Raw genomic sequence first — 22729 nt, forward strand, 5'->3', positions numbered from 1 at the left:
CTTTCTATTAAAAACATTAAGGACTTATTTTTTTCCTTTTACGTAAAAAAGAATGGTTTTCTATTAAAGGATGATTGATACCACGTATTTGAATTTTCTTTTTCTCTATTAATTCAAGGAAAACATCAGCAATTTGAGGGTCAAACTGTGTTCCCTTCCCATTTCTTATTTCATTCATTGCATACTCAAGGTCAATCTCATTTCGATATTTCCGTCTGGAAGTCATGGCATCAAACGCATCTGAAACGGCCATTATTCTCGCGACCAAGGGAATAGATTCACCTTGTAGTTCGTGAGGATATCCAGTCCCGTCGAATTTTTCATGGTGGTATAATACCATGTCAAGTATGCCATTCTTCTTGAAATATGGAATGTATTTCAGCATATCATAACCGAGTTGAGGATGCTGCTTTATTTGATTAAATTCAACTTCTGTTAACCGGGAAGGTTTATTTAATATGGATTCCGGCACTCCTATTTTCCCGATATCATGTAATAGGCCGCCTATATAGATATCATCACAGACTTTGCGGGGTAACTTAATGGCTCTGGCTATTTCACGTGAGTAATAGGCCACATTCCGTGAATGGAAGGCTGTGTATTCATCTCTAGCGTCTATTGAAACTGCTAAAGTTGCTGTCATATTAATCAATGTCTCTTTCTCGTTTCTTAAATTGTCCATTAAAATCTTTATAACAAAGGCAATTAGAAAATAGCATAACCACCTAAATAGGAGGAGTTCGACTGTCCATGCCTCATTTGAGTTTGTGAATAGTAGAGCAGTAGCTAGTATAGATAAAAATAGGATGAAAAAATTGGTGCGACAAATGAGACCCGTTATGATCATCATCGGAACATATGATAATAATAGGGTTGTATCTTTAAATATATAACCGTCTAATAGTATTCCTACAGGAAGTACAAGCAAACTCATACTTATGATCAAAGGGTTTTTTTGGGGATTAAAGGACGACAGGTTTATACTATTTTTCAAGACAAATGAATCCTTCCTTTTGCTTAAAATGCTAGTGAATTTCCACCTTTACCATTTAATACTATCATGATATTTTTTTAAACATAATATAAAAATAATTCCAACTATTATAAGTGACAATTTGAACGTAAGAAGACGACTAATAACCCTTGAAGACATGCTCCAAGGGTTAAATACATTTTGAGAGTTAACAACAGAAACCGTGGTGGTACATTGGGAAACATCCACAACCATGATGGAATCCATGATGGTGGTGGAAAGGATAAGAACCTCCATACCCCATGCCATAACCATGGTAACCGCCATAAAAGCCTCCATATCCCATGCCGTAGCCAGGATAACCTCCAAATCCCATACCAGGTCCAAAGAATTGTCTATCCATTTTCTATCTCCTCCTCAAATTGTTTTCAGAAATAATGTATGTGTCCCCATTTAAAGAGGGATAGACATTTACCTATATTCTAATTTTGTTTTTTCAGTTAGAGCCAAAATAAAAAGAGCAAGTCACAAAATGCACTCGCTCTCAACGATCTGAATTAGTTGCTTCAATTGTGACACACTCTGCACTAGTGAAAGGGAATAATAGCGCTGGGTTCCTTTTTGTTCACTGACGACGAGTTGGGTGTCGCGCATGATTTTTAAGTGATGGGAGATGGCTGGGCGCGACAGGTTCGATTGCTCGGCGATCTCATTGACACTTAACGGTTCTTTTTCGGCAAGCAACAGGATGATGTCCTGCCTTGCTGGGTCCGCAAGAGCGGTGAATAACGGTATACATGAACGAAATACATCAATAGCTTGTTGAGCCATTCTTAACAAAACCCCTTTGTTTGTGAAAAAGTTTATTTTTCCCCTGCTACATATTTGGAAATTTTCGCAGCCAAACTTCTCGGCATAAATTTTGCCCCAAGCACCCCTGCTTTATTTAAGCCGCCGGTCACAATCACGCGTTTCCCGCGCATCAATGCCTCATATCCCTGTTTTGCCACCACATCCGAGGACATCGCTTGATTAAACATTTTCGAGTTCTCGACACTCGCCACCGCACCGAAGTTCGTTTTTGTGGCGCCAGGGCAAAGGGTGGTTACAGTTACACCAGTTCCAGCCAACTCCTCCACAAGTGCTTCCGAGAACGAAAGGACATAGGCCTTACTTGCAAAATAAACTGCCATCAATGGACCAGGCTGGAATGCCGCCGTACTGGCAACATTAAGAATTCTGCCGCTGTTTCGTTTCTTCATTTTTGGCAGGAAGTAATAGGTAAGTTCCGTTAGGGCCGTTATGTTTAATTGAATCATATTCGATTGTTTCTCAATTTCGAGTTCATCGAATTTGCCCATCAATCCGAAGCCGGCATTATTCACAATGACGTCAACGGAGATCCCCGTTTGTTCGACTTCTTCAAAAATTTCTCTCGCAGCGCCAGGAACACTTAAGTCTTTAGAAATGATGATCACTTCTACATTGGAGTAGGTTTGTTTCATTTCCTTTAGAGTGTTTTCGTTTCTCGCTACTAAAACAAGATTATAGCCATCCTTCGCAAACAGTTTAGCAAATTCATACCCTAAGCCGCTAGTTGCACCGGTAATTAATGCAGTTTTTTTCATAAAGTATACCCCCATCAGATGTATTTATGTTCAAGTGTTTAAACGTTTAAGTGTTTAAACATATAATAATTAAAAGGTGACTAGATGTCAATGAAAAGCCAAATGGAAAAAATATGAAACCTTATATTTTGCTGAGCGTATTATTAGGTAGATTATTAGATGTAGGAGTGATTACATATGTATGAGCATGAATTTGTAAGAGTAGATTTAACAATGTTTGGAGGCAAACCGAAAGAGAGCTACCACGACATTATAAAGGAGTATGAAAAGAATGGATGGGAATTAGTGCAGATTTTTGCTCCAGGAACAGCAGCCTATGGGTCTGCCGCTTATTTTGAAATCATCTTAAAGAGACGAGTGAAGTAGTAGTGGGACGCACCCTACTAAATGAAAGGCCGAAAATCCCAAGAGTTTTTCTTGTGGTTTCGGCCTTTTATAATCTTAATGATGAAAAATTGCATCTTTCCTGATGCAACTAACAGGCATATTTCCCATCTGACTTGGATTCATCCTTTTAAAGACTATTATTTTAACATATAGGTCTTAGGTCTTTTTTACCAAAAGCTATTAGTTTTATATTTGGAGGAACTTCCGGTTTTTTAGCGAATATATGAATAAACGCCTGACTGTTTATAAAGGAGGAGCATTTTTCTATGGATGAAAAAGATTTGGAAAGTCAATTGCCTTTCGGTATGCTGCTCGTCAATTTCAAAGGTGAGGTCGTATATATAAATTCATGTGCTAAGGAGCAACTAAGGCTCAAGGAAGGACAATGGAAAACTCAGCAGGTTCAACACATGTTACCAAATAGTAACATAATTAGGGTTATCAAAAACGGTCACTTTGATTTAACGACCCATGGCGGCGAGTTCCCTTTTACATTAATTGAATTTCCAATGAAGTTGAGGGAACTCGGTGTCATTTTAATCCTGCCAAAAGAAGTGCAGCAAAAGATTGTTGACTTTTCTCCTAAGCTAGTGGATTTAAAACAGGAATTGGAAGCTATTATGAACTTAAGTGGAGAGCTCGTGACCATTACTGATGCTAATGGAATTGTACTGCGAGTGAATAGCACGTGCGAGAAAATTATGGGTGTAAAAGAGAGTGACTTTGTTGGAAAATCCGCCATTCATTTACAACAAGATGGAGTTATCAATTTTTCTTCCACCAATAGAGTAATAGAAAAAGTGCAAAAAGTTACGGTCCAGCAAAAAACAAAGACAGGAAGACGACTGCTCGTTCATGGCTATCCAATATTTAATGAACTTGGAAAACTGCATAAGGTCATAAATATCTCAAAAGATATCACGGAAGTTTCCGATTTGAAAAATAAACTTGAGGAAGCCAATAGTAGCCTCCTCTATTACAAAAAAGAGGTAAGTAAGCTGGAGGGTAAGTCAAAGGATATTATCTATAAATCAAAAGAAATGGAAAAAGTATATGATTTGGCCTCACGAATTGCAGATGTAGACGCGACAGTGTTTATTCAGGGGGAAACGGGTGTTGGTAAAGAGGTCTTAGCACGGACCATTCATAATCTTAGCTCGAGGCAGCAAAATCCTTTTATAAAAATTAATTGTGGAGCTATTCCAGAAAACCTAATCGAATCAGAACTGTTTGGCTATGCAAAAGGAACCTTTACTGGTGGAAATAAGGAGGGGAAAAAGGGACTTATTCTTGCTGCTAATCATGGCACTTTATTTCTAGATGAAATTGGGGAGCTGCCTTTCAATCTTCAAGCTAAATTACTTCAAGTCCTACAAGAAAAGCAATTTACTCCATTGGGTGATACCAAACCTGTACAAGTAAATGTTCGTTTTATCACCGCGACCCATCGAAATATAGAAGAAATGGTACAGCAGGGAGATTTTCGTGAGGATTTGTATTACCGTTTGTTTGTCATTCCTATTACCATTCCTTCTTTATCAGAGCGAAAGCAGGATATCCCTTTTTTAATGAACCACTTTCTGCAGCAATTTAATGAAAAGTATCATTTGCAAAAGAGCTTTGACAAAGATATCTTCCAACTATTTATGGACTATAAGTGGAAAGGGAATATCCGCGAACTTCAAAATACCATTGAACGATTAGTACTTACAGTGCCGATGGATTCTATTCGATTAGACCACCTTCCCGAGAAAATAGCAAAACAAAATCACCTCACTCCCATATCACAGAATGGAAGTCTTAAAGAGGCGGTCGATCAATATGAAAAACAATTAATTATTAATACACTTGAAATGACGAGCACTTTAAAAGAGGCAAGTGAGATTTTAGGAATTGATGCATCAACAATTGGCAGAAAAGTCAAAAAACATAATATCAAAATTGCGAAATTGCAATCGGCGTTGTAAAATCGCAATAATTAATAGAAAGGTCTTTATTTGGGGGGAATTGACCATTTATAGCTTGCTTGTTTTTTGAATAGTTGCATAATTGCAACTATTATTTTTTTAGCTTCTTTTGGTACCTATATTTATTCGATTTTTTCAACTTGGCATGGTTCTTGCATTAGTAATTAAGTAACAAAATCAAGGAGGCAAATCTGATGAAATTATTTGGTGTAGATGTTGGCGGAACATTCACAGATGTTATTTTTAGTGATACTGAGACAAGAGAGACTTCTATTCATAAGGTTCCAACCACCTTAGATGATCCTTCTAACGGTGTTGTCCAGGGCATTCTTGAACTATGCGAACGACAAAATATTGATGTATCCACTATTGATCATGTTTTCCACGGTACCACTATCGCTACTAATGCAATCTTAGAAAATGATGGTGCAAAAACAGGAATGATTACCACAAAGGGCTATCGTGATATTACTCATATCGGCAGGCATCAGCGTCCGCAAAACTATTCCATCATGCAGGAGATCCCTTGGCAGGAACGCCCCTTGGTCCAGCGACGAAATCGGTTAGCTGTAACAGAACGGACAGGAGCAGTTAAAAATGAAATAATTACACCGCTTAATGAAAAGGAAGTTAGAGAAGCTGTGTTGACGCTTAAGGAAAAAGGAGTTGAATCAATTATCGTAAACTTCTTATTTTCTTATATTAATCCGGAGCACGAACAAAGAGTAAAAGCGATTATTGAAGAGGAGTACCCTGAAGTGTTTATTACCACATCCTCCGATGTATCTCCCCAATTCCGAGAGTTTGAACGCTTTACGACAGCTTCAATCAATGGATTTGTAGGGCCAAAGGTTAAAAATTATATTACTAATTTAGAGCAAAGTTTAAAGGATTCCGGCATACCAGCAGAACTACATATTATGTGTTCTAATGGCGGGGTGGCCACTCCGAAAACCGTTTCAGAAAAACCGGTGAACACCTTACTATCGGGTCCGGCAGCAGGAATACTTGGAGGAGCTTGGGCTGGTGAATTATCGAACCGACAAAAGTTAATTACATTTGATGTCGGTGGTACAAGTGCTGATATTGGAATCATTACAAATAGCGGTTATTCAGAGTCCTCCGCTCGTGATACATGGATTGCTGGGTATCCTGTTATGGTACCGATGATCGATATCCACACAATTGGGGCAGGCGGCGGTAGTATTGCTCATATTGATGAGGGTGGAGCATTTAAGGTAGGTCCAAGAAGTGCAGGCTCTCGTCCAGGCCCTGCCTGTTATGGGCATGGAGGATTAAAGCCTACCGTTAGTGACGCCAATGTGGTACTTGGCAGAATTGATGAACATAATTTCCTTGGCGGAGAAATGCAGATTTATACAAATGCGGCTTATAAGGTTATTGATGAATTATCCGATCAATTAGGCTTGAGTCGGGAGAAGACAGCAGAAGGTGTTCTTCAAATTATGAATAACAATATGGCCAATGCAATTCGGGAGAAGACCATTCAAAAGGGAGAAGATCCTCGTGAATTCTCTTTGGTCGCATTTGGCGGAGCTGGGCCACTACATGCTGTTGAGGTCGCACAAATCTTAAATATACCAGAGGTATTAGTTCCTTTATATCCTGGAATTAATTCCGCAACGGGGTTATTAACGACTGATTTGAAATATGACGTCATTAAAACAGAGTTTATGTTCAGTACGGCTGTAGATTTTGAACGTTTAAACAGTGACCTTAAGGGCTTGTCGACGCAATTGCTCCAACAATTAGAGGAGGATGGAATCAGCCGAAATCAGGTGCAAATTAAGCGAAGTGCAGACTGCCGTTATGCCGGTCAAGGATATGAGCTTCGCGTAAATCTGCCTGCTGGTGAATTAAATGAATTTACAATTCAAGAAGCATTTGAAGAATTTCATCAAAGTCATAAAAATGAATATGGACATTCCTTTTTAGACAGCCCAATTGAAATCGTCAATATTCGTGTAACTGGTATTGGTGTAATGCCAAAGATTGAAAAACAAGCCATTAACCACGACTATACTCTCGAAGAAGCTACAGTGAAAACAGGCAAATCTATTTTTAATGTAAACGGACATTTGGAAAGTGTGGAAACGAAGTTTTACCAAAGAGAAAGAATTCCAGTTGGAGTTGAATTTTCAGGCCCATGTATTGTTTTGCAAAAGGATACTACAACCGTAATTCCTCCTAATTGTAATGCTTATATAGAGGAATATGGAAATATGATTATCAAGGTGGGTGAATAAAATGACTCAATCAAATGTTCAAGTAAAAAAGGTGGATCCTATTACAGTACAGGTTGTTCTTGGTGCATTGGAAAATGTGGCAGTCGAGATGGGGCATAAACTCGCTCGCATGTCTTACTCAAGTATTATCCGAGAGTCAGAGGATTTTGGATGTGCATTAGTAGACATTAAAGGTCAGCAGCTGTGTGAATCGACCCATAGTACACCACTTCAATCGGGGCCCATTCCCGGTTATGTAAAAGGAATCCAGCAAATTATGGAGGAACGTGGTGACACGTTTCATCCAGGGGATATTATTATGCACAATTCCCCTTATCATGGTGCTTCGCATGGTCCTGATGTAGGCTTTTGTGTACCTGTCTTCTATCAAGATGAACTAATTGGCTTTTCAGTCACTACAGCTCACCATCTAGATATTGGCGCTTCTACTCCAGGGAGTTGCGGGATTGTTGATGCAGTGGATGCATATGCTGAAGGTCTTCAGTTTAAAGCCATTAAGGTATATGAAAAGGGTGTTAAGAACCGTTATATTTGGGATATTTTATTTGATAATATTCGAGCGTCTGAGATGGTTGTGGGTGATATGGAAGCTCAAATAGCAGCCGCAAAGATTGGTGCCCAGCGATATATAGAGATTGTTGAAAAATATGGTCTGGATACTATAGAAGCGGCAACGGATGAATTGATGAATTACTCAGAAAAAATGTTGAGGAATGCGATTATGAAGCTTCCTGACGGTGAGTACAGTGCGGAAGGATACTTGGATGGTTATTTGGACAGTCCTTATGCATCAAATAAGGACTTAAAAATAGTGGTTACTGTGAAGGTCAAGGAAAGCAATATTACAATTGATTTAACAGGTACCTCTCCACAGGTTCCAGATAAACCTATTAATATGCCATTGGTAGGCACAGTCGATATTGCGATTTACCTAACGCTACGATCTATTTTATTAGATTCAACTATTTATGGGAACTTTCCGCAAAATTCCGGTTTAACAAGACCGATTTCAATTGTTGCACCAAAAGGAACCATTGCTAACCCAGTCTACCCGGCCCCTACAATTGCTCGTTTCTGCTCGGGGAATATTATTGCCGATACATTAATGAAGGCATTAGGTCAGGTGGTTCCACATCAAATCAGTGCGGGTGTGGGGAATTTACAGGTTGTAGCCTTCAGTGGGAAGAAGGATGAAAACTACTGGGTTTATATGGACATAATGGAGGGAAGTTACGGCGGTCGCTACCGAAAAGACGGTATGGATGCAGTAGATACCTTATATGCCAATACGAGAAACAATCCGATTGAGGATATCGAAGCACATTATCCTTTAAGAGTGAACCGGTACGAGCTCCGCGATAATGAATGTGCTGCTGGGAAATGGCGCGGGGGGATCGGTTCCATTCGTGAAATCAGCTTCCTATCCGGAGGTAGCGTTTCTGTTGAAGGTGATGGCCATAAATATGCACCATGGGGATTTAATGGCGGAAAGTCCGGTGCAGTAGGTGGCTTGTCCATCCGTAATGCCGATGGAACAGACAGGAAACAGCTTCCTTCGAAACTAGCTAATACAGTTACAAAACCAGGAAGTATCCTTCAGCTCGTAGGTCCATGCGGTGGAGGCTACGGCAATCCTTTTGAACGTGATCCAGAAAAGGTATTAGCTGATGTTCTCGATGGATTTATAACCAGTGATAAAGCTTTGTATGATTACGGAGTCGTGATTACAGAGGATGAGCAAGTCGATTTGGTGAAAACAGCCCAATTTAGAGGTGAAAACTAGTTTCACCTCCCTATTATTATTTGAAAATAAAACTTTAGCTGAAGGAGGTAGCTATGCAAACCGTTTATAAGATTGATAGTGAACGAATGTATGAGCGGATTATGACCCTTGCAGATATAGGGAAAACGGTTCAAGACGGTGTAAAGCGTGTTGCATTAAGTAAGGAAGATAAAGAGGCACAAATCCTTGTCACAAAGTGGATGGAACAGGCGGGAATGACAGTGAGCCATGATCACTTTGGAAATTTAATTGGTAGGAAGGAAGGGATATCATCATCTTCTTCTCTTCCTTCTATCGTGATCGGCTCCCATATAGATTCCGTCCGTAACGGTGGCCGCTTTGATGGAATTATCGGTGTTATAGCTGGTATAGAGATTGTTCAAGTGATTCATGATGCCGAACTTTCCCACGAACACCCACTTGAAGTAGTTGCCTTTTGTGAGGAGGAGGGTTCCCGTTTTAATGATGGTCTTTTTGGAAGTAGGGGGATGGTTGGCCGAATTGACCAATCTCATCTTAAGTTGAAGGATGAAAATGGGGTAACTCGTTACGAGGCATTACAATCATTTGGGTTCGACATCGATCCTGATCGAATTGCTGAGTCTGTCCGCACAGCAAAGGATATTAAATTATACCTTGAGATGCATATAGAACAAGGTCCTTATTTAGACTCCAATGATTATCCTGTAGGAATTGTCAAAGGAATTGCCGGTCCTTCTTGGTATAATATCAAGCTTGAGGGAGAAGCAGGGCATGCTGGTACAGTTCCTATGAGTTTACGAAAAGATCCAGTGGCAGGGGCTGCTGAAATTATTTCTGAAGTTGAAAGGTTATGTACACAAGATCCTAATGCAGAAACGGTTGGAACGGTAGGCAGGGTGAAGGTCCTTCCAGGAGGAAGTAACGTCATTCCTAGTTCCGTCGAATTTTCATTAGATTTAAGAGATATTGATCTTACCAGACGAAACCGTATCTACCAACAAATCTTAGATAAGATTCAAAATGTAAGTTTTTCTAGGAATTTATCTTTTAATGTTGAAAAATATATGGCAATTGATCCAGTTTATTGTTCGGATGAGATTATTCAATTGTTCAATGAAATAAGTGAAGAAAAGGAAATGAATGCCCCTATTATGATTAGCGGGGCCGGTCATGATGCCATGCTTCTTGCAGAAATAACAGATGTCGGCATGATTTTTGTCCGATGTGCGAAAGGGATTAGTCACCAACCGAATGAACATGCAGAAAAAGCAGATATTGCTTTGGGGACTGAACTTTTATTAGAGGCAGTTCTCCGTTCGATGTAGTGTTACAAAGTGCAATCTAACAAGTAAATGTACCTGATTGCACTTTCTTTTTTATCGTAACTTTTCTGAAAATTATGTAAATAACTACACGAAAACTGAGAGGATGATGAAAATGAGTCATGATTCAACAGAATTAACGAAAAGTTCAAAACGCGAGGCTTTAAATCCAGTACCAAATGAAAAACGTATTTTTGGTTTATCTAGTTATATTTTGATGTGGATTTCTTCGATGGTAGTTATTCAAATTTTTATGATTGGTCAATCCTTCTTACCGCCTGCAGGCAAGCTGAACATTTTACAAGCGGGGGTTGTTGCGGGTATTTCTGCTTTAATAACAGGAATCTTTTTTGTACTCAACTCGAAGCCGGGAATGGTGTATGGAATTCCGTTTATTGTTCAAGCTCGCTTGCCTTTTGGATATAACGGAGCAAGGTTTGCTTCCCTTATCCGTGTCTTACCAGCTATTTTCTGGTATGGAATTGGGTCCTGGATTGGTGCAAGTGCAATCAATTATGTAACAAAAACAATTTGGGGCTATGAAAATATTTGGTTGTATTTCATTCTGTTCCAATTAGTTCAGACAATTATCGCTTATTATGGAATCCAATCAATTAAGTGGTTTGACTCTGCGCTTTCCGTCGTCATTCTTGGATTTCTCATTTATATTGTTATTCAATTAATTAATGTTGGCGGAGGGAACATGGAAGAAACGTGGAAAACAGAAGGTACATGGGGAGCACCATTCTATGCTGCAATATCAGCCTCAGTCGGGATTTTAATCACAGCTGCTATCAGTAACGGAGACTTAAGCCGCTATTTGAAGAATGAAACCAAAAATAATTGGATAGGTCATTTTGTTGGAATCGTTCCAATGTTTGTCATTATGCTGGCGATTGGTGTGTTATCAGCGGCAGCAACTGGAATTTGGGATCCGGTTCAGGCATTGGTTTCAGTTATTCCTAACCCAATTGTAGCAGTTGCATTAATGATTTTTATAGTCATTGCTCAGTTTACTAGTAATTTGACTATCAATATCGAACCTCCTGCCATTGTGTTAATGGAAACTTTTAATATAAGATGGGGAACCGCTGTTATTGTAGTTGGAATCCTAAGTATTGTTACCTTCCCATGGCTGTTAATTACAAGTTCTGCCTTTAACACATTCATTGCTTTTTATTCTGCCTTCTTAGGACCGCTACTCGGGATTTTATTAGCAGATTTTTATATCGTGCGCAAACAAAAGCTAAACATGGAGGAGCACTATACAAAAACTGTCAAGTATAACTGGCTGGGAATTGGTTCACTGCTAATCAGTGGGTTTGTCGGAGTATACTTCCTTTCTATTTCATGGATGGTCAGCTTACCACTCAGCTCCTTGCTCTACTGGGCAGGTTATAAATTCTTGCCAGCCAATAAAAATCAACCAATACAAACTCAAGGCGGATTAAATGTAAGGTAAGTGAGACACTGCCTATGCCGAAAAATTAAACTAAGCCCAATCTCCTCTATAGAAGATTGGGCTTGGTTATTTTTCCTTGGAGCTTAAGCACTTAAGAGTCACGAAAACAGGAAAAAGAAGAGTCCACCCCCGGACTCTTCTTCCCAAAACCAAACCTATTCAATTTGCCCCAACAACTCTAATGCTTGTTCCTTGGTTTCAATCGCTAACAACTGCTCTCTATACTCCTCGTTCATCAGTTTCCGAGATAGCATCTGAAGAATCTTAAGATGTTCATTGCCCGCTGCTTCTTCCGGCACAGCAATCATAAAGATTAACTTGGCAGGTGTGCCGTCATACGCTTCCCAGTCCACACCATCGCGTTTCAGACCGAACACCACAGTTGGTTTGACAACCGCCTTCGATTTACCGTGAGGGATAGCAATCGACATGCCAATTCCTGTTGTACTTTCTTTTTCACGATTCATGATCGCTTTTTTGAATTTACGCTTCGATTTGATGGCGCCAAACTCGTCTAACTTCTCAATCATTTCATCAATTACAGATTCCTTCGTGTTCCCTTGGATGTTTGTTTCAATAAGCTCTAGACTGATTAAATCCGTTAATTTCATCTATTATCACTCCACATTCTTTTTCAATGCATTGACCATAAGTGCTGTCACAACGACCCCAACTACAATTGCAACTAAGAACATTACCACATTATCCACTGCACCAAGTGCTGCAACAATCAATCCTCCGTGTGGAACGTGGTCGCCAACGTGGCTTAGCATCGCTATGACCGAACCTGCCATGGAACCAACCATGATACTTGGAATAACGCGAAGCGGGTCTTTGGCTGCGAATGGAATTGCCCCTTCTGTGATACCGAATAGACCCATGAAGAAGGCGGCTTTTCCTGCTTCTTTTTCCGCATCTTCGTATTTTCTCTTGTTCATTAGTGTTGCTAGACCCATACCAATTGGAGGGATACAGATTGCTGCTGCGATTGAACCCATGATGGCGTAGTTACCAGAAGCGATCATTGCAGAACCGAATAAGAACGCTACCTTGTTCACTGGACCACCCATATCAAAGGAAATCATTGCACCTAATAATAATGCTAATAAAATTGAACTTGTACCTTGCATACCATTTAAGAAATCAGTTAATGCTGTGAACACGCCTGCAACTGGTTTACCAAGGATAAAGATAAAGACGGCTGAAACTACGACACTTGCTAAAATCGGGATAATCAAGATAGGCATAATTGGCTGCACCATTTTTGGTACCTTCCAGCGCTTGATCCATTTTGCTACATATCCTGCTATAAAACCGGCAATAATTCCTCCAAGGAACCCTGCGCCTGCTTCACTGCTATAAAATTCCCCATGTGCTGCAATATATCCACCGACCATACCAGGTACTAATCCAGGACGGTCTGCAATACTCATCGCGATAAATCCGGCTAAAATGGGAACCATAAATCCGAATGATGCCGCACCGACATTTAAGACAGAATTCCAAATCGAATCTGGATCGACCACCATTCCCTTAGCTGTCGGATGACCGCCAAGACCTAATGCTAATGCGATTAAAATTCCGCCGACCACAACGAATGGAATCATGTAAGATACACCGTTCATTAAGTGGCGATAAAACGGGTTTTGTTTCTCTTTTCTTTCACTTTTAATTTGATCAACGGACTTCATGCTTTCTTGGTGAACAGGAACGTCACCAGTTAACACGCTGTTGATTAATTCTTCGGGCTTGCGGATTCCGTCCTGCACACCTGTAACAAGCAGCTTTTTGCCAACAAATCTTGCTGTATCAACGGTTTTGTCGGCAGCGATGATAATACCATCTGCTTCTTGAATTTCTTGTTCCGTTAGTTCATTTTCGACCCCGATGGACCCTTGCGTTTCGACCTTCATTTGATGTCCTAGCTTTTCGCCGGCCTTTTGTAAGTTTTCAGCTGCCATATACGTATGGGCAATGCCGTTTGGACATGAGGTAATCGCTAATAATTTCATGGATGCTTTCATCTCCTGTATGTAAGATTTTTTTTGAAAAATAATTTAAATAATGTCTATGTATTAGTTATACTACTGAAATCGATTTCAAAAAGAATGAATGTTTACCGCAATATGCGGAAAAACCTGTTTTAATACGACAAAAACCGTCAAATTCTAAGGATTTGACGGTTTTTTATAAGCTTTTGATAAACTCTTCTAGTGTTTTTTGCTTGATTAAGTTCGTCATCTGCAGTGGATGATCGGTTAATTGTCCAATTTCGGTGAACAATTCCCTGGTCGTCGTATATTCCTCAGGCTTGGTCGCTAAGGTTAGGACGAGGGAGACGTATTCTTTCCCCCAAAAGAGCGGCTTATTCAATATCCCGACAGCGATGGCGGACTTTTTAATGTACGAAGGGTCCCCATGTGGAATGGCAATGCCTCCGCCAATGTTCGTGGAGGAATGCTGCTCACGAATGATGGAGGATTCGATATATTCTTTACTCACATAACCGTGTTCCTCGAGCCTGGTGGTGAGTGCTTCAATAACTTCATAGGGATGACTGTACTTTAGGTTCATTACAATCAATTCTTCTTTCACTAGCTCTCGTAAATAAGGGAGGGTTCCGGTATGCTGGGCTGTGCCCGATGTTGCTTTTTGACTGCTGAGCTCTTCTATAAATGCCTGCAGCTTGTTTTCCTCCTCTGCTGTTAAAAGAGGTGTTACTTGAACCACAGGGAGGGTGGTAGTAGAGATTGGCACGGTCGAAATAATGAAATCAATATCTGCCGCTGTGTACTGATTGATTTTGTTAATCGAAACCGATTCAAGGATATCTAACGAGTGGAATTTTCGTTCCAGCTTCGTACGAAGGAGAACAGATGCACCAATTCCCATCGGGCAAACAATGATCGTTTTCTTGTTGCTCCCGCTTTTTCGCTGTAGTCTTTCAAGGGATGCTTGGAAGTGAAGAGTGAGGTAGGCGGCCTCTTCTTCAGGAATCTGTAGGTCCCGGCTCTGGTTTACATGGATGATTTCGTTCATAATCGTATCAAACATGTACGGATACATTCGCTTAATTTCATCCAGTATGGGGTTCGTCACACTCAGGCGATGGCGAATCCGATTCATCGTGGATTGAAGGTGAACGTGTAATCCACGGAATAAGTCCTCATCGTGAGAAAAAGGAATATGCATCATGTGAGAGAGTTGACTAACCAACGTGGCTGTTAGTTCTTGCACATCTACATCCACTTCGTTGCCTGCTTCAGGTGCATGTTGAACCCTTCCTCCTAAAAAATGAAGAGCGATATAGGCCATTTCCTGTTGTGGAAAACGGATGGCAAAATGATGCTCCATTTTTTTCATGACGTCTTCGGCAGTGGCGTATTCCCTTTTTGTCAGGATGCTGTCGAGCTCTGCTTCGGGAAGCTGGATGGAATGACCTTGTTTTAACCGTTTGACTGCAATCAGCATATGTACGGTGAGGTTTTGCAAGGTTTCATCTGTATACGGGTTGGTGTTCAGCGTGTTTGCGTCCTCAAGGGATTGTTTTATGGTCTGGACGTCCTGCTTTTCGAAAAATTGCTCCCAAAATTGCATCCGACTGGCTGTGCTTTCTACGAAGGCTGGTACTTTCGAGATTGCTTGACGCCAATTTTGCTCCGCCCCTTCTACCTCAATTCCTAGCTTCTTTTTTGTTGTAAGCTGTAGGTTGGATTTCGCGAGGAAGCCTTCAATTTTCTCGAGATCTTTTTTGATCACCGCTTTGTTGACAAAAAATAGGTCTGATAGCTTTTGAAGGGTTAAGGACTTTTTCTCTACTAGAAGTAATTCCAAAATGCGAACTAATCGGTTCTTTTCATCCATCTCATCATTCGTTGACCCTGTGCTCGCGTGGTAAAGCGTATTCAAAAGTTCTTCTCGTTCAGTTGAGCTAATCTCCAGCTGAAAACCGATATTGGGCTTTCTGGAGAGAGTCGCATGTGAATGCTCACTTAACCAAAGATCGAGCACCTTCGAATCATTCCTTACCGTCTTCTCCGAGCACCCTAGTCTGTCCGCTAGTTGCTGCGAAGACAAAAACTTATCACGGGACTCAAGCAAAATCCGCAGCATCGTCCGTTGCCGTTCATTCATTTCTTTTTCACCTCACTTAATAATGTTGTGGTTGTGTACGCCTCAGGTGGACAGTGTCCACGAGCGGTGCCTGACACCAGTTGTGATCCAATGCGGAATTTATCGAACATTTGTGAATGGTATCATATTACGTTTTTTCTGTCACCATCGAAAATGTGACGAAGAACGGACGGATTTTATTTTGCTTCTATTTTAGAAATGGAGTATTCTTGTGAATGAGTTCATTTTTAGTTTTTTACAAAAACTACTTATTTATTATTGGAGGCTGGCTCAAATGCATAAGGGGTCAGACCCCTTTCGACAAAGCCTCCACACCCGTGACTACATAGAGCAGGAGGAACCAATCATGCAGCCGTTATTTTTGAAGCCCGTATTTAAAGAGAGAATTTGGGGAGGGACAACCCTCAAACAAGAATTTGGATATGAAATCCCATCTGAACATACAGGAGAATGCTGGGCAATTTCTGCTCATCCGAATGGCCCTTCGGTTATTGAAAATGGTCCATTTGCAGGGGTTACACTTGATGAGCTTTGGAAGAAGCATCCCGAGCTTTTTGGAAATCCAACTGAAGAAGTGTTTCCTCTATTAACCAAGATTTTGGATGCCAATATGGACCTATCGGTGCAAGTGCACCCAGATGACGCGTATGCAAAAGTTAACGAAAATGGAGAACTAGGAAAGACTGAATGCTGGTACATCATCGATTGTAAAGAAGATGCTGACATGATCTTCGGACACAATGCGAAAACGCGTGAAGAATTGGTTGAACAGATCAACGAAGGAAAATGGAATGATTTGCTTCGTCGGGTGAAAATCAAACCAGGGGACTTTTTCTATGTACCAAGTGGCACGATTCACGCGTTGTGCGAAGGCACGCTTGTGTTAGAAACACAGCAAAGCTCTGATACAACTTACCGAGTATACGATTATGACCGCCGCGATGTGGAAGGGAATTTACGTGAGCTTCACCTGGAAAAAGCGATTGAAGTAACGACTGTTCCACACCAAGATGCAGAGACGGCACCTCGAGTGAAAGAGGAAGAGAACGCAACAGTAACCACTTTTGTCGAATCAGAATTTTTCTCTGTTTACAAATGGGCTGTCCGTGGTAAAGCTAGCTTCTCCTTTGCAGACAAATACGTGCTTTTCAGTGTAATCAAAGGTGAAGGATCCCTTGTCCATCAAGGTGAAACCTATGCTTTAAACAAAGGTACGCATTTTATCCTCCCAGTAGGTGCAGGAGAATTCCAAATCGACGGCAACTGCCAACTGATTGTGTCACATACGTAACAATGAAGGGGACAGTCCCCCAGCGCTTTAAAGCGGCGGGGGACTGTCCCTTTTTTTATGAAGGACAAAATGAAGAGGAATCCAGTTGAAAATGTCCTTCATCCCACAAACAAGGCGTAAGACCCAAATCCAATTGGGGACTTACGCTTCTTTATTGCCAATACGTTATCTTAAAATAAAATTGACTTTTTAAAATATTCAGAATAAACTTTACCTATCAGATAGGTGGACAGTCGTATAGTAGAAAATGAGAGAGAAGGTGACCGTCTCATGAAAACTATCAAAAAGGTATCTATGCACGAAATGATTGCGGAAGAAATCAAGAGATACATAAATGACCATCAGTTGAAAAAGGGGGACAAACTGCCGTCTGTGGCTGAGCTTACTAGCATTCTCGGTGTCAGCCGGTCGAGCATCCGCGAAGGTCTCCGATATCTTGAAGGGTTCGATGTCATTGAGGTGCAAAACGGAAAGGGCATCTTCGTGAAAGAAGGAGAAGCCTTAAAAATCGAGGCCAAAATTGATGTCGAGCAGGAGAAGAACTATCTGCTACACATTAGTGAGTTGCGTAGAGCACTAGAAGGAAAAGCAGTAGAGCTAGCGACACTGAGGGCAACCAACCAAGAAATTGAAGAAATGGACCAACTGCTTATAGAGGTGATCCGCCTAAGAGATGCGGGGATCGATTCATCGGAGGTGGACTGGGAATTTCATAAGGCCATCTATCGAGCCTCCCATAACCCCTTGCTAGAAAGTGTCGCCGAATCGGTATCCGACACCTTCAATAAGCTTTGGAGCAGACCTTTTGGCATCGAGCATATTTTTAGTGATACCCTGCCATTTCACAGCACGATGCTTGACGGCATTAAGCAGCGTGACCCTGCTTATGCGTTGCAGGAGTTTAATAAAATCATAGATGCGGTCGAGGATACCGTTCGCCGAATCTAGGCAGGCCGCCACTCTCCCGATACGGTTTGCCGCCATAAAACCAAGGAAAGAAGGAATGACCATGACAAACAAGTTTTTCTCAGATGAACATATTGTCACACATCTCGGTGACGAATATGACCGCTTCCACGGAGCCGTTGTTCCGCCTATCTATCAAAATTCGCTCTTTGTCTTTAAGGATTTTGACCAGCTCGCCGAGGCCATGAAGGATGAGCAAAACAGCTACCTATACTGGCGGGGCACCAATCCCACCGTCCAAATTGTCGAGCAAAAAATCGCCGCCCTCGAAAAAGGTGAGAAATGTAAACTATTCTCCTCTGGAATGGCCGCCATCTCATCCGCCATCCTCACGTTCCTAAAAGCAGGCGATCACGTACTAAGCATCAGCAATATTTACGGTCCTACTACGAAGTTTTTCACCTATGCCGAAAAATTTGGTATCACTCACACCAACACACTTCAAACCGATCTAGACACCATCGAATCTCTCATTCAACCCAACACCAAAGTCATCTACCTAGAAAGCCCAACCACCATGACCTTTAAACTCGTTGATCTTAAGGCCATCTCCGATCTAGCCAAGCAGCGCGGAATCAAAACAATTATTGATAACACTTGGGCGACTCCTATTTTTCAGAACCCTATTACACTTGGAATCGATATCGTGGTTCATTCCGTTTCCAAATACCTAGGCGGCCATAGCGATCTCGTTGGCGGGGCGCTCATCACTAGCAAAGAAATCATGGACCATCTTTTCTATCACGAATACCAACTGCTAGGCGGAGTCATGCCGCCCTATGAAGCCTGGCTATTAATGCGCGGTCTGCGCACCCTGCCTCTACGAATGAAAGCCCATCAAGAAAGCGGAATGAAAATCGCCACCTTTTTAGAAAATCATCCTTCTGTCAAAAAAGTAAACTATCCAGGCTTAAAGAGCTCTCCAGATTATGAACTTGGCACCAAGCAATTAAAAGGATATGCCGGTCTATTGAGTTTTGAACTCGCGAACAATTCCTTCGAGTCCGTTCGTAAGGTGATTAACAGCCTGAAACAGTTCCAAATCGGAGTTTCCTGGGGTGGCTTTGAGAGTCTCGTCATCTCACCGAATTACGGCTATAACAAGGAGCAACTAGTTGCCAGTGGCATGGATCCTGGCTTAATTCGACTATCCGTCGGTTTAGAAAATGCTGATGAACTGATGGAAGACCTCAACATGGCATTGCAGGTACAATCACAAACGGTATAAAAGGCTGACCTTTTATATAAAAAAAGAAAAACATTTCAGAGGGGGATAAAATTTGATGCTTCATCTCAAAAAAGGATTTTTGATGTTGGTGCTAGTCATGGTTTTCCTAGGCCTGCTCGCAGGCTGTAGCGGCTCCAAAGAAACAAGCTCTGAAGAAGGCGGCGACGCAAAAGTCACACTACGAATGGTTGAGAGTATTACAAGCCCAGCAAGAACCAAACTGTTGAAAAAGATGCTTGCCAAGTTTGAAAAAGAAAATCCAGGGATTAAAGTGGAGCTCATCTCCCCACCATTAAAGAGTGCCGACGAAAAAATCACCCAAATGTTAATGGCAAAAGAAGATATTGATGTATTAGAGGTTCGCGAGCAAACTGTTAAAAACTTCGCAAATAACAAATTTATTGAAGACCTTTCCCGCTATACAAGCCAGTGGAAGGAATGGGACACGTTAACGGAAACCATCAAACACGGTGCGACAGCGGTTGACCACAATCCATACTATATTCCGTATGGTGTATATGAAAAAACGTTATTTTACCGGAAAGATTGGTTTGAAGAGGCTGGCATCAAGGTTCCTGAAACATGGGATGAGCTAGTGGATGCGGCGATTAAATTAACGGACAAATCGAAGAATCGCTACGGCTATAGCTTCCGAGGCGGTGCAGGTGCCACAGATTATATCGAATTTATGACATGGTCTTACCTTGGAAAGAACATTGTCCAGAATGATGCCTATTTTACACAAGACGGAAAAACGATGTTTGAAACACCTGAAGCGAAGCAAGTACTGGATACGTATTTGAAGTTATACAAAGAAGCGTCCCCGCCGGATTCTGTTAGCTGGAGCTACCCGGAAATGGTGCAAGGCTTCACATCTGGCATGACAGCGATGTTAATCCAGGATCCAGAGGTTATTGTAACGGCTGAAGAAAATATGAAAAAAGGGACATGGGCAACAGCTCCACTTCCAAAGGGTACGCCATCAGGTGTCGCTCAACAGCCTGCCGGAACAGCTGGCTGGGGAATCGGAGCTTTCTCAAAGCATAAGGATGAAGCGTGGAAGCTAGTTTCTTTCCTATCAAGCCCAGAGCAAAACCTATACTTTGCGAAAAATAACTCATTAATTCCGATTCATTTAAGTGCAGGGGATGACCCATATTTCAAGGAAGGTTACTTCAGCTCTTATATCCAAATGAATGCAAAGCCAGAAGAGTTCTTGATTGCTGACCGCCCTGTTGAGTACAAGGGATATGCAGAATACAGAGCGATGGCAGATAAAGATATTCAGGCCCTGCTGTTAGGAAAGGTATCGAGTAAAGACACTTTAGCCAAGTGGTCTGATTTTTGGAAAAAGGAAAAAGCCAATAAAAAATAGCACCGGTTGGGGGCAGTGGAGTTCTGCTGCCCCTATGTTTTTTAGAGAGGAGCGTATGAAACTTGAAGACGCAAACTGAACCAGTTACCAATCGAAGCTTGCCAACGTTTTCGATCTCCAAGCATGGACTGTTTATTTTCCTTAGCTTACTCCCTGCCTTATTGCTTGTCGCCATTTTCATCTATTATCCATTATTCAAAGGGGTCATTATGGCCTTTCAAAATTACTCGCTATTTGACTTAACGAACATTGAGTTTATCGGATTCGATAACTTCAAGGCGGTCATGGCTGAAGCAGGATTTAAAGAATCCTTAGTGAACAGCTTTTATTGGGTCTTTTTTTCACTCATTCCCCAGTTTGTGATTGGCTTTGGTGTTGCCTTGTTATTGCGGAGAAAATTCCGGGGCAGAGGCGTGTATCAAGCCTTTATATTTTTTCCTTGGGCGATGTCGGGGTTCTTAATCGGATTAATTTGGCGCTGGATGTTAAATGGCCAAAGCGGCGTAATAAATGACCTGTTGTTGAAGGCAGGAATCATTGATACCGGGATTCCTTTCTTAGCGGACCCCACTTGGGCCATGGTATCCGTCATTGTGGCCAACGTGTGGTACGGAATTACCTTCTTTGCCATCATGATTTTAGCCGCCCTGCAATCTATTCCTGACGAATTGTTTGAAGCGGCGAAGATCGACGGGGCGAACTATTTCCAGCAACTGTTCAAGATTACCATTCCGTATATTTTACCAACGCTGATTGTGACGACATTACTACGTATTATCTGGATTCTAAATTTCCCTGATCTGATTTATTCCTTAACGAACGGCGGGCCTGCAGGGTCAACACATATTCTATCTACCTTCATGCTGGAAAAATTAATCATGGGACAGAACTATGGACAGGCAGCGGCGATCGGTGTCATTATGATTTTCTTACTCCTGTGCTTTTCGATTTTTTATGTACTGGCAACGAAATTCAATAAAGCGGGTGATTTTTAATGACGAGGCTCATCAATTGGAAACAGCTGTTTAAGGTGATTTTTCTCTCCTTATTCCTTGTCTTTACGGTGTTTCCGCTTTATTGGATTTTCATTACTTCTTTAAAACCAGGCAAGGACATGTTTACGTTCCCCATTCACTATTGGCCTGAAACGATCACGTTTGAACATTATATTGACATCTTTAAAATTTCTAATTTTGGTATTTATATCACAAATAGCTTGATTTTGTCTGTGGTTGCTGGAGTTTTCTCGCTTCTCATTGCGATGCTGAGCGGCTATGTGTTAGCCCGTTTTGAGTTTAAAGGGAAATCGCAAGTGATTTTTGCCTTTTTTATTACGCAAATGATCCCGTTATTTATTGGGTTGGCGCCATTATATTTATTAATGTCCAAGCTTCAGCTGCTCAACAAGTTGCCATCTCTTATGCTGATGTACACGGTCATGATGGTTCCTTTTTGTACGGTGATTATGAAAGGGTTTTTCGAGCGAATCCCATCCACACTAGAGGAAGCGGCCATGATTGATGGGTGCTCGAGGCTGACGGCGTTATTCAAGGTCATCATTCCTGTGATGCTACCTGGGATTGCAGCGACCTTTATCTTCGCGTTTGTGCAGTGCTGGAACGAGTTGTTCCTTGCCATTATGTTTATCGATAAGGAAGAAGCGAAGACCATTCCGGTTGCGATGAACTCCTTTATCACCAAGTACGATATTGACTGGGGATCCATGTCCGCGGCAACCGTCTTATCCGTGATTCCTACTCTTATCCTTTTCGCCTTTGCGCAAAAATACATAGTCGAGGGCATGACACAAGGTTCTGTCAAAGGGTAACTCGGGAACTGTGGATAATTGGGTTCAGGTTGTTCGCAAATAAAAGTGGGTTATCCGCAAATAAGAGCCGGTTATCCGCAAATAAATGTGGATTAATCGCAAATAAAAGCGAGTTATCCGCAAATAAAAGGAGTCA

The 22729-nt window shown here is 41.4% G+C and carries 17 protein-coding genes and 1 pseudogene; 12 read left to right on the forward strand and 6 right to left on the reverse strand.

What is annotated here, in order from left to right:
- Positions 1-16 precede the first annotated feature (16 nt).
- The 4 genes from RCG25_RS03625 to RCG25_RS03640 form a co-directional block, all read right to left on the reverse strand.
- Positions 17-643, reverse strand: coding sequence for an HD-GYP domain-containing protein (locus RCG25_RS03625; protein WP_308082324.1), 627 nt, complete (start codon positions 641-643; stop codon positions 17-19).
- A 538-nt stretch (positions 644-1181) separates the two neighbouring features.
- Complete coding sequence (locus RCG25_RS03630) at positions 1182-1376, reverse strand: hypothetical protein (protein ID WP_308082325.1); 195 nt, start codon at positions 1374-1376, stop codon at positions 1182-1184.
- Between the two features lie 122 nt (positions 1377-1498).
- The gene (locus RCG25_RS03635) at positions 1499-1804 is read right to left on the reverse strand and encodes an ArsR/SmtB family transcription factor (RefSeq protein WP_308082326.1); all 306 of its coding nucleotides are present in this window, start codon (positions 1802-1804) and stop codon (positions 1499-1501) included.
- Between the two features lie 32 nt (positions 1805-1836).
- Complete coding sequence (locus tag RCG25_RS03640; RefSeq protein WP_308082327.1) at positions 1837-2601, reverse strand: SDR family NAD(P)-dependent oxidoreductase; 765 nt, start codon at positions 2599-2601, stop codon at positions 1837-1839.
- A gap of 177 nt (positions 2602-2778) precedes the next feature.
- Here RCG25_RS03640 and RCG25_RS03645 point away from each other — a divergent pair, with 177 nt between their 5' ends.
- The 6 genes from RCG25_RS03645 to RCG25_RS03670 all read left to right on the forward strand — a co-directional run bounded on the left by RCG25_RS03645 (position 2779) and on the right by RCG25_RS03670 (position 11771).
- The gene (locus tag RCG25_RS03645) at positions 2779-2967 is read left to right on the forward strand and encodes a DUF4177 domain-containing protein (protein ID WP_308082328.1); all 189 of its coding nucleotides are present in this window, start codon (positions 2779-2781) and stop codon (positions 2965-2967) included.
- A gap of 287 nt (positions 2968-3254) precedes the next feature.
- Positions 3255-4955, forward strand: a complete 1701-nt coding sequence (locus RCG25_RS03650) for a sigma-54 interaction domain-containing protein (RefSeq protein ID WP_308082329.1) — start codon at positions 3255-3257, stop codon at positions 4953-4955.
- Between the two features lie 194 nt (positions 4956-5149).
- Positions 5150-7222 (forward strand): hydantoinase/oxoprolinase family protein, encoded by a 2073-nt coding sequence (locus tag RCG25_RS03655; RefSeq protein WP_308082330.1) that lies wholly within the window; start codon positions 5150-5152, stop codon positions 7220-7222.
- 1 nt (position 7223) lies between these two features.
- A complete protein-coding gene (locus RCG25_RS03660) occupies positions 7224-9005 on the forward strand; it encodes a hydantoinase B/oxoprolinase family protein (protein ID WP_308082331.1) in 1782 nt (593 codons plus the stop codon).
- 53 nt (positions 9006-9058) lie between these two features.
- Entirely contained in the window at positions 9059-10312 is a 1254-nt protein-coding gene (locus RCG25_RS03665; protein ID WP_308082332.1) for a Zn-dependent hydrolase, read from the forward strand.
- A 112-nt stretch (positions 10313-10424) separates the two neighbouring features.
- Positions 10425-11771, forward strand: coding sequence for an NCS1 family transporter (locus RCG25_RS03670; RefSeq protein ID WP_308082333.1), 1347 nt, complete (start codon positions 10425-10427; stop codon positions 11769-11771).
- Positions 11772-11926: 155 nt separating this feature from the next.
- Here RCG25_RS03670 and RCG25_RS03675 read toward each other — a convergent pair.
- Positions 11927-13783: pseudogene (locus RCG25_RS03675) on the reverse strand (fructose-specific PTS transporter subunit EIIC).
- A 175-nt stretch (positions 13784-13958) separates the two neighbouring features.
- Positions 13959-15905, reverse strand: a complete 1947-nt coding sequence (locus RCG25_RS03680) for a BglG family transcription antiterminator (protein ID WP_308082334.1) — start codon at positions 15903-15905, stop codon at positions 13959-13961.
- Between the two features lie 343 nt (positions 15906-16248).
- Between RCG25_RS03680 and manA the strand changes: the two genes are divergently transcribed.
- The 6 genes from manA to RCG25_RS03710 all read left to right on the forward strand — a co-directional run bounded on the left by manA (position 16249) and on the right by RCG25_RS03710 (position 22593).
- A complete protein-coding gene (manA, locus tag RCG25_RS03685; RefSeq protein WP_308084089.1) occupies positions 16249-17196 on the forward strand; it encodes a mannose-6-phosphate isomerase, class I in 948 nt (315 codons plus the stop codon).
- A gap of 270 nt (positions 17197-17466) precedes the next feature.
- The gene (locus RCG25_RS03690) at positions 17467-18144 is read left to right on the forward strand and encodes a FadR/GntR family transcriptional regulator (RefSeq protein ID WP_308082335.1); all 678 of its coding nucleotides are present in this window, start codon (positions 17467-17469) and stop codon (positions 18142-18144) included.
- 61 nt (positions 18145-18205) lie between these two features.
- Positions 18206-19390: a trans-sulfuration enzyme family protein gene (locus RCG25_RS03695; RefSeq protein WP_308082336.1), complete on the forward strand. Its 1185-nt coding sequence runs from the start codon at positions 18206-18208 to the stop codon at positions 19388-19390.
- Positions 19391-19445: 55 nt separating this feature from the next.
- The gene (locus RCG25_RS03700) at positions 19446-20765 is read left to right on the forward strand and encodes an ABC transporter substrate-binding protein (protein ID WP_308082337.1); all 1320 of its coding nucleotides are present in this window, start codon (positions 19446-19448) and stop codon (positions 20763-20765) included.
- 62 nt (positions 20766-20827) lie between these two features.
- Positions 20828-21760 carry a carbohydrate ABC transporter permease gene (locus RCG25_RS03705; RefSeq protein WP_308082338.1) on the forward strand — a complete coding sequence of 311 codons (933 nt, stop codon included), beginning with the start codon at positions 20828-20830 and terminating at the stop codon, positions 21758-21760.
- Positions 21760-22593: a carbohydrate ABC transporter permease gene (locus tag RCG25_RS03710; protein ID WP_308082339.1), complete on the forward strand. Its 834-nt coding sequence runs from the start codon at positions 21760-21762 to the stop codon at positions 22591-22593. The genes RCG25_RS03705 and RCG25_RS03710 overlap by 1 nt, the downstream gene beginning before the upstream one ends.
- The last annotated feature ends 136 nt before the right edge of the window (positions 22594-22729 follow it).

Source organism: Neobacillus sp. PS2-9, from assembly GCF_030915525.1.
Taxonomy (GTDB): Bacteria; Bacillota; Bacilli; order Bacillales; family Cytobacillaceae; genus Neobacillus.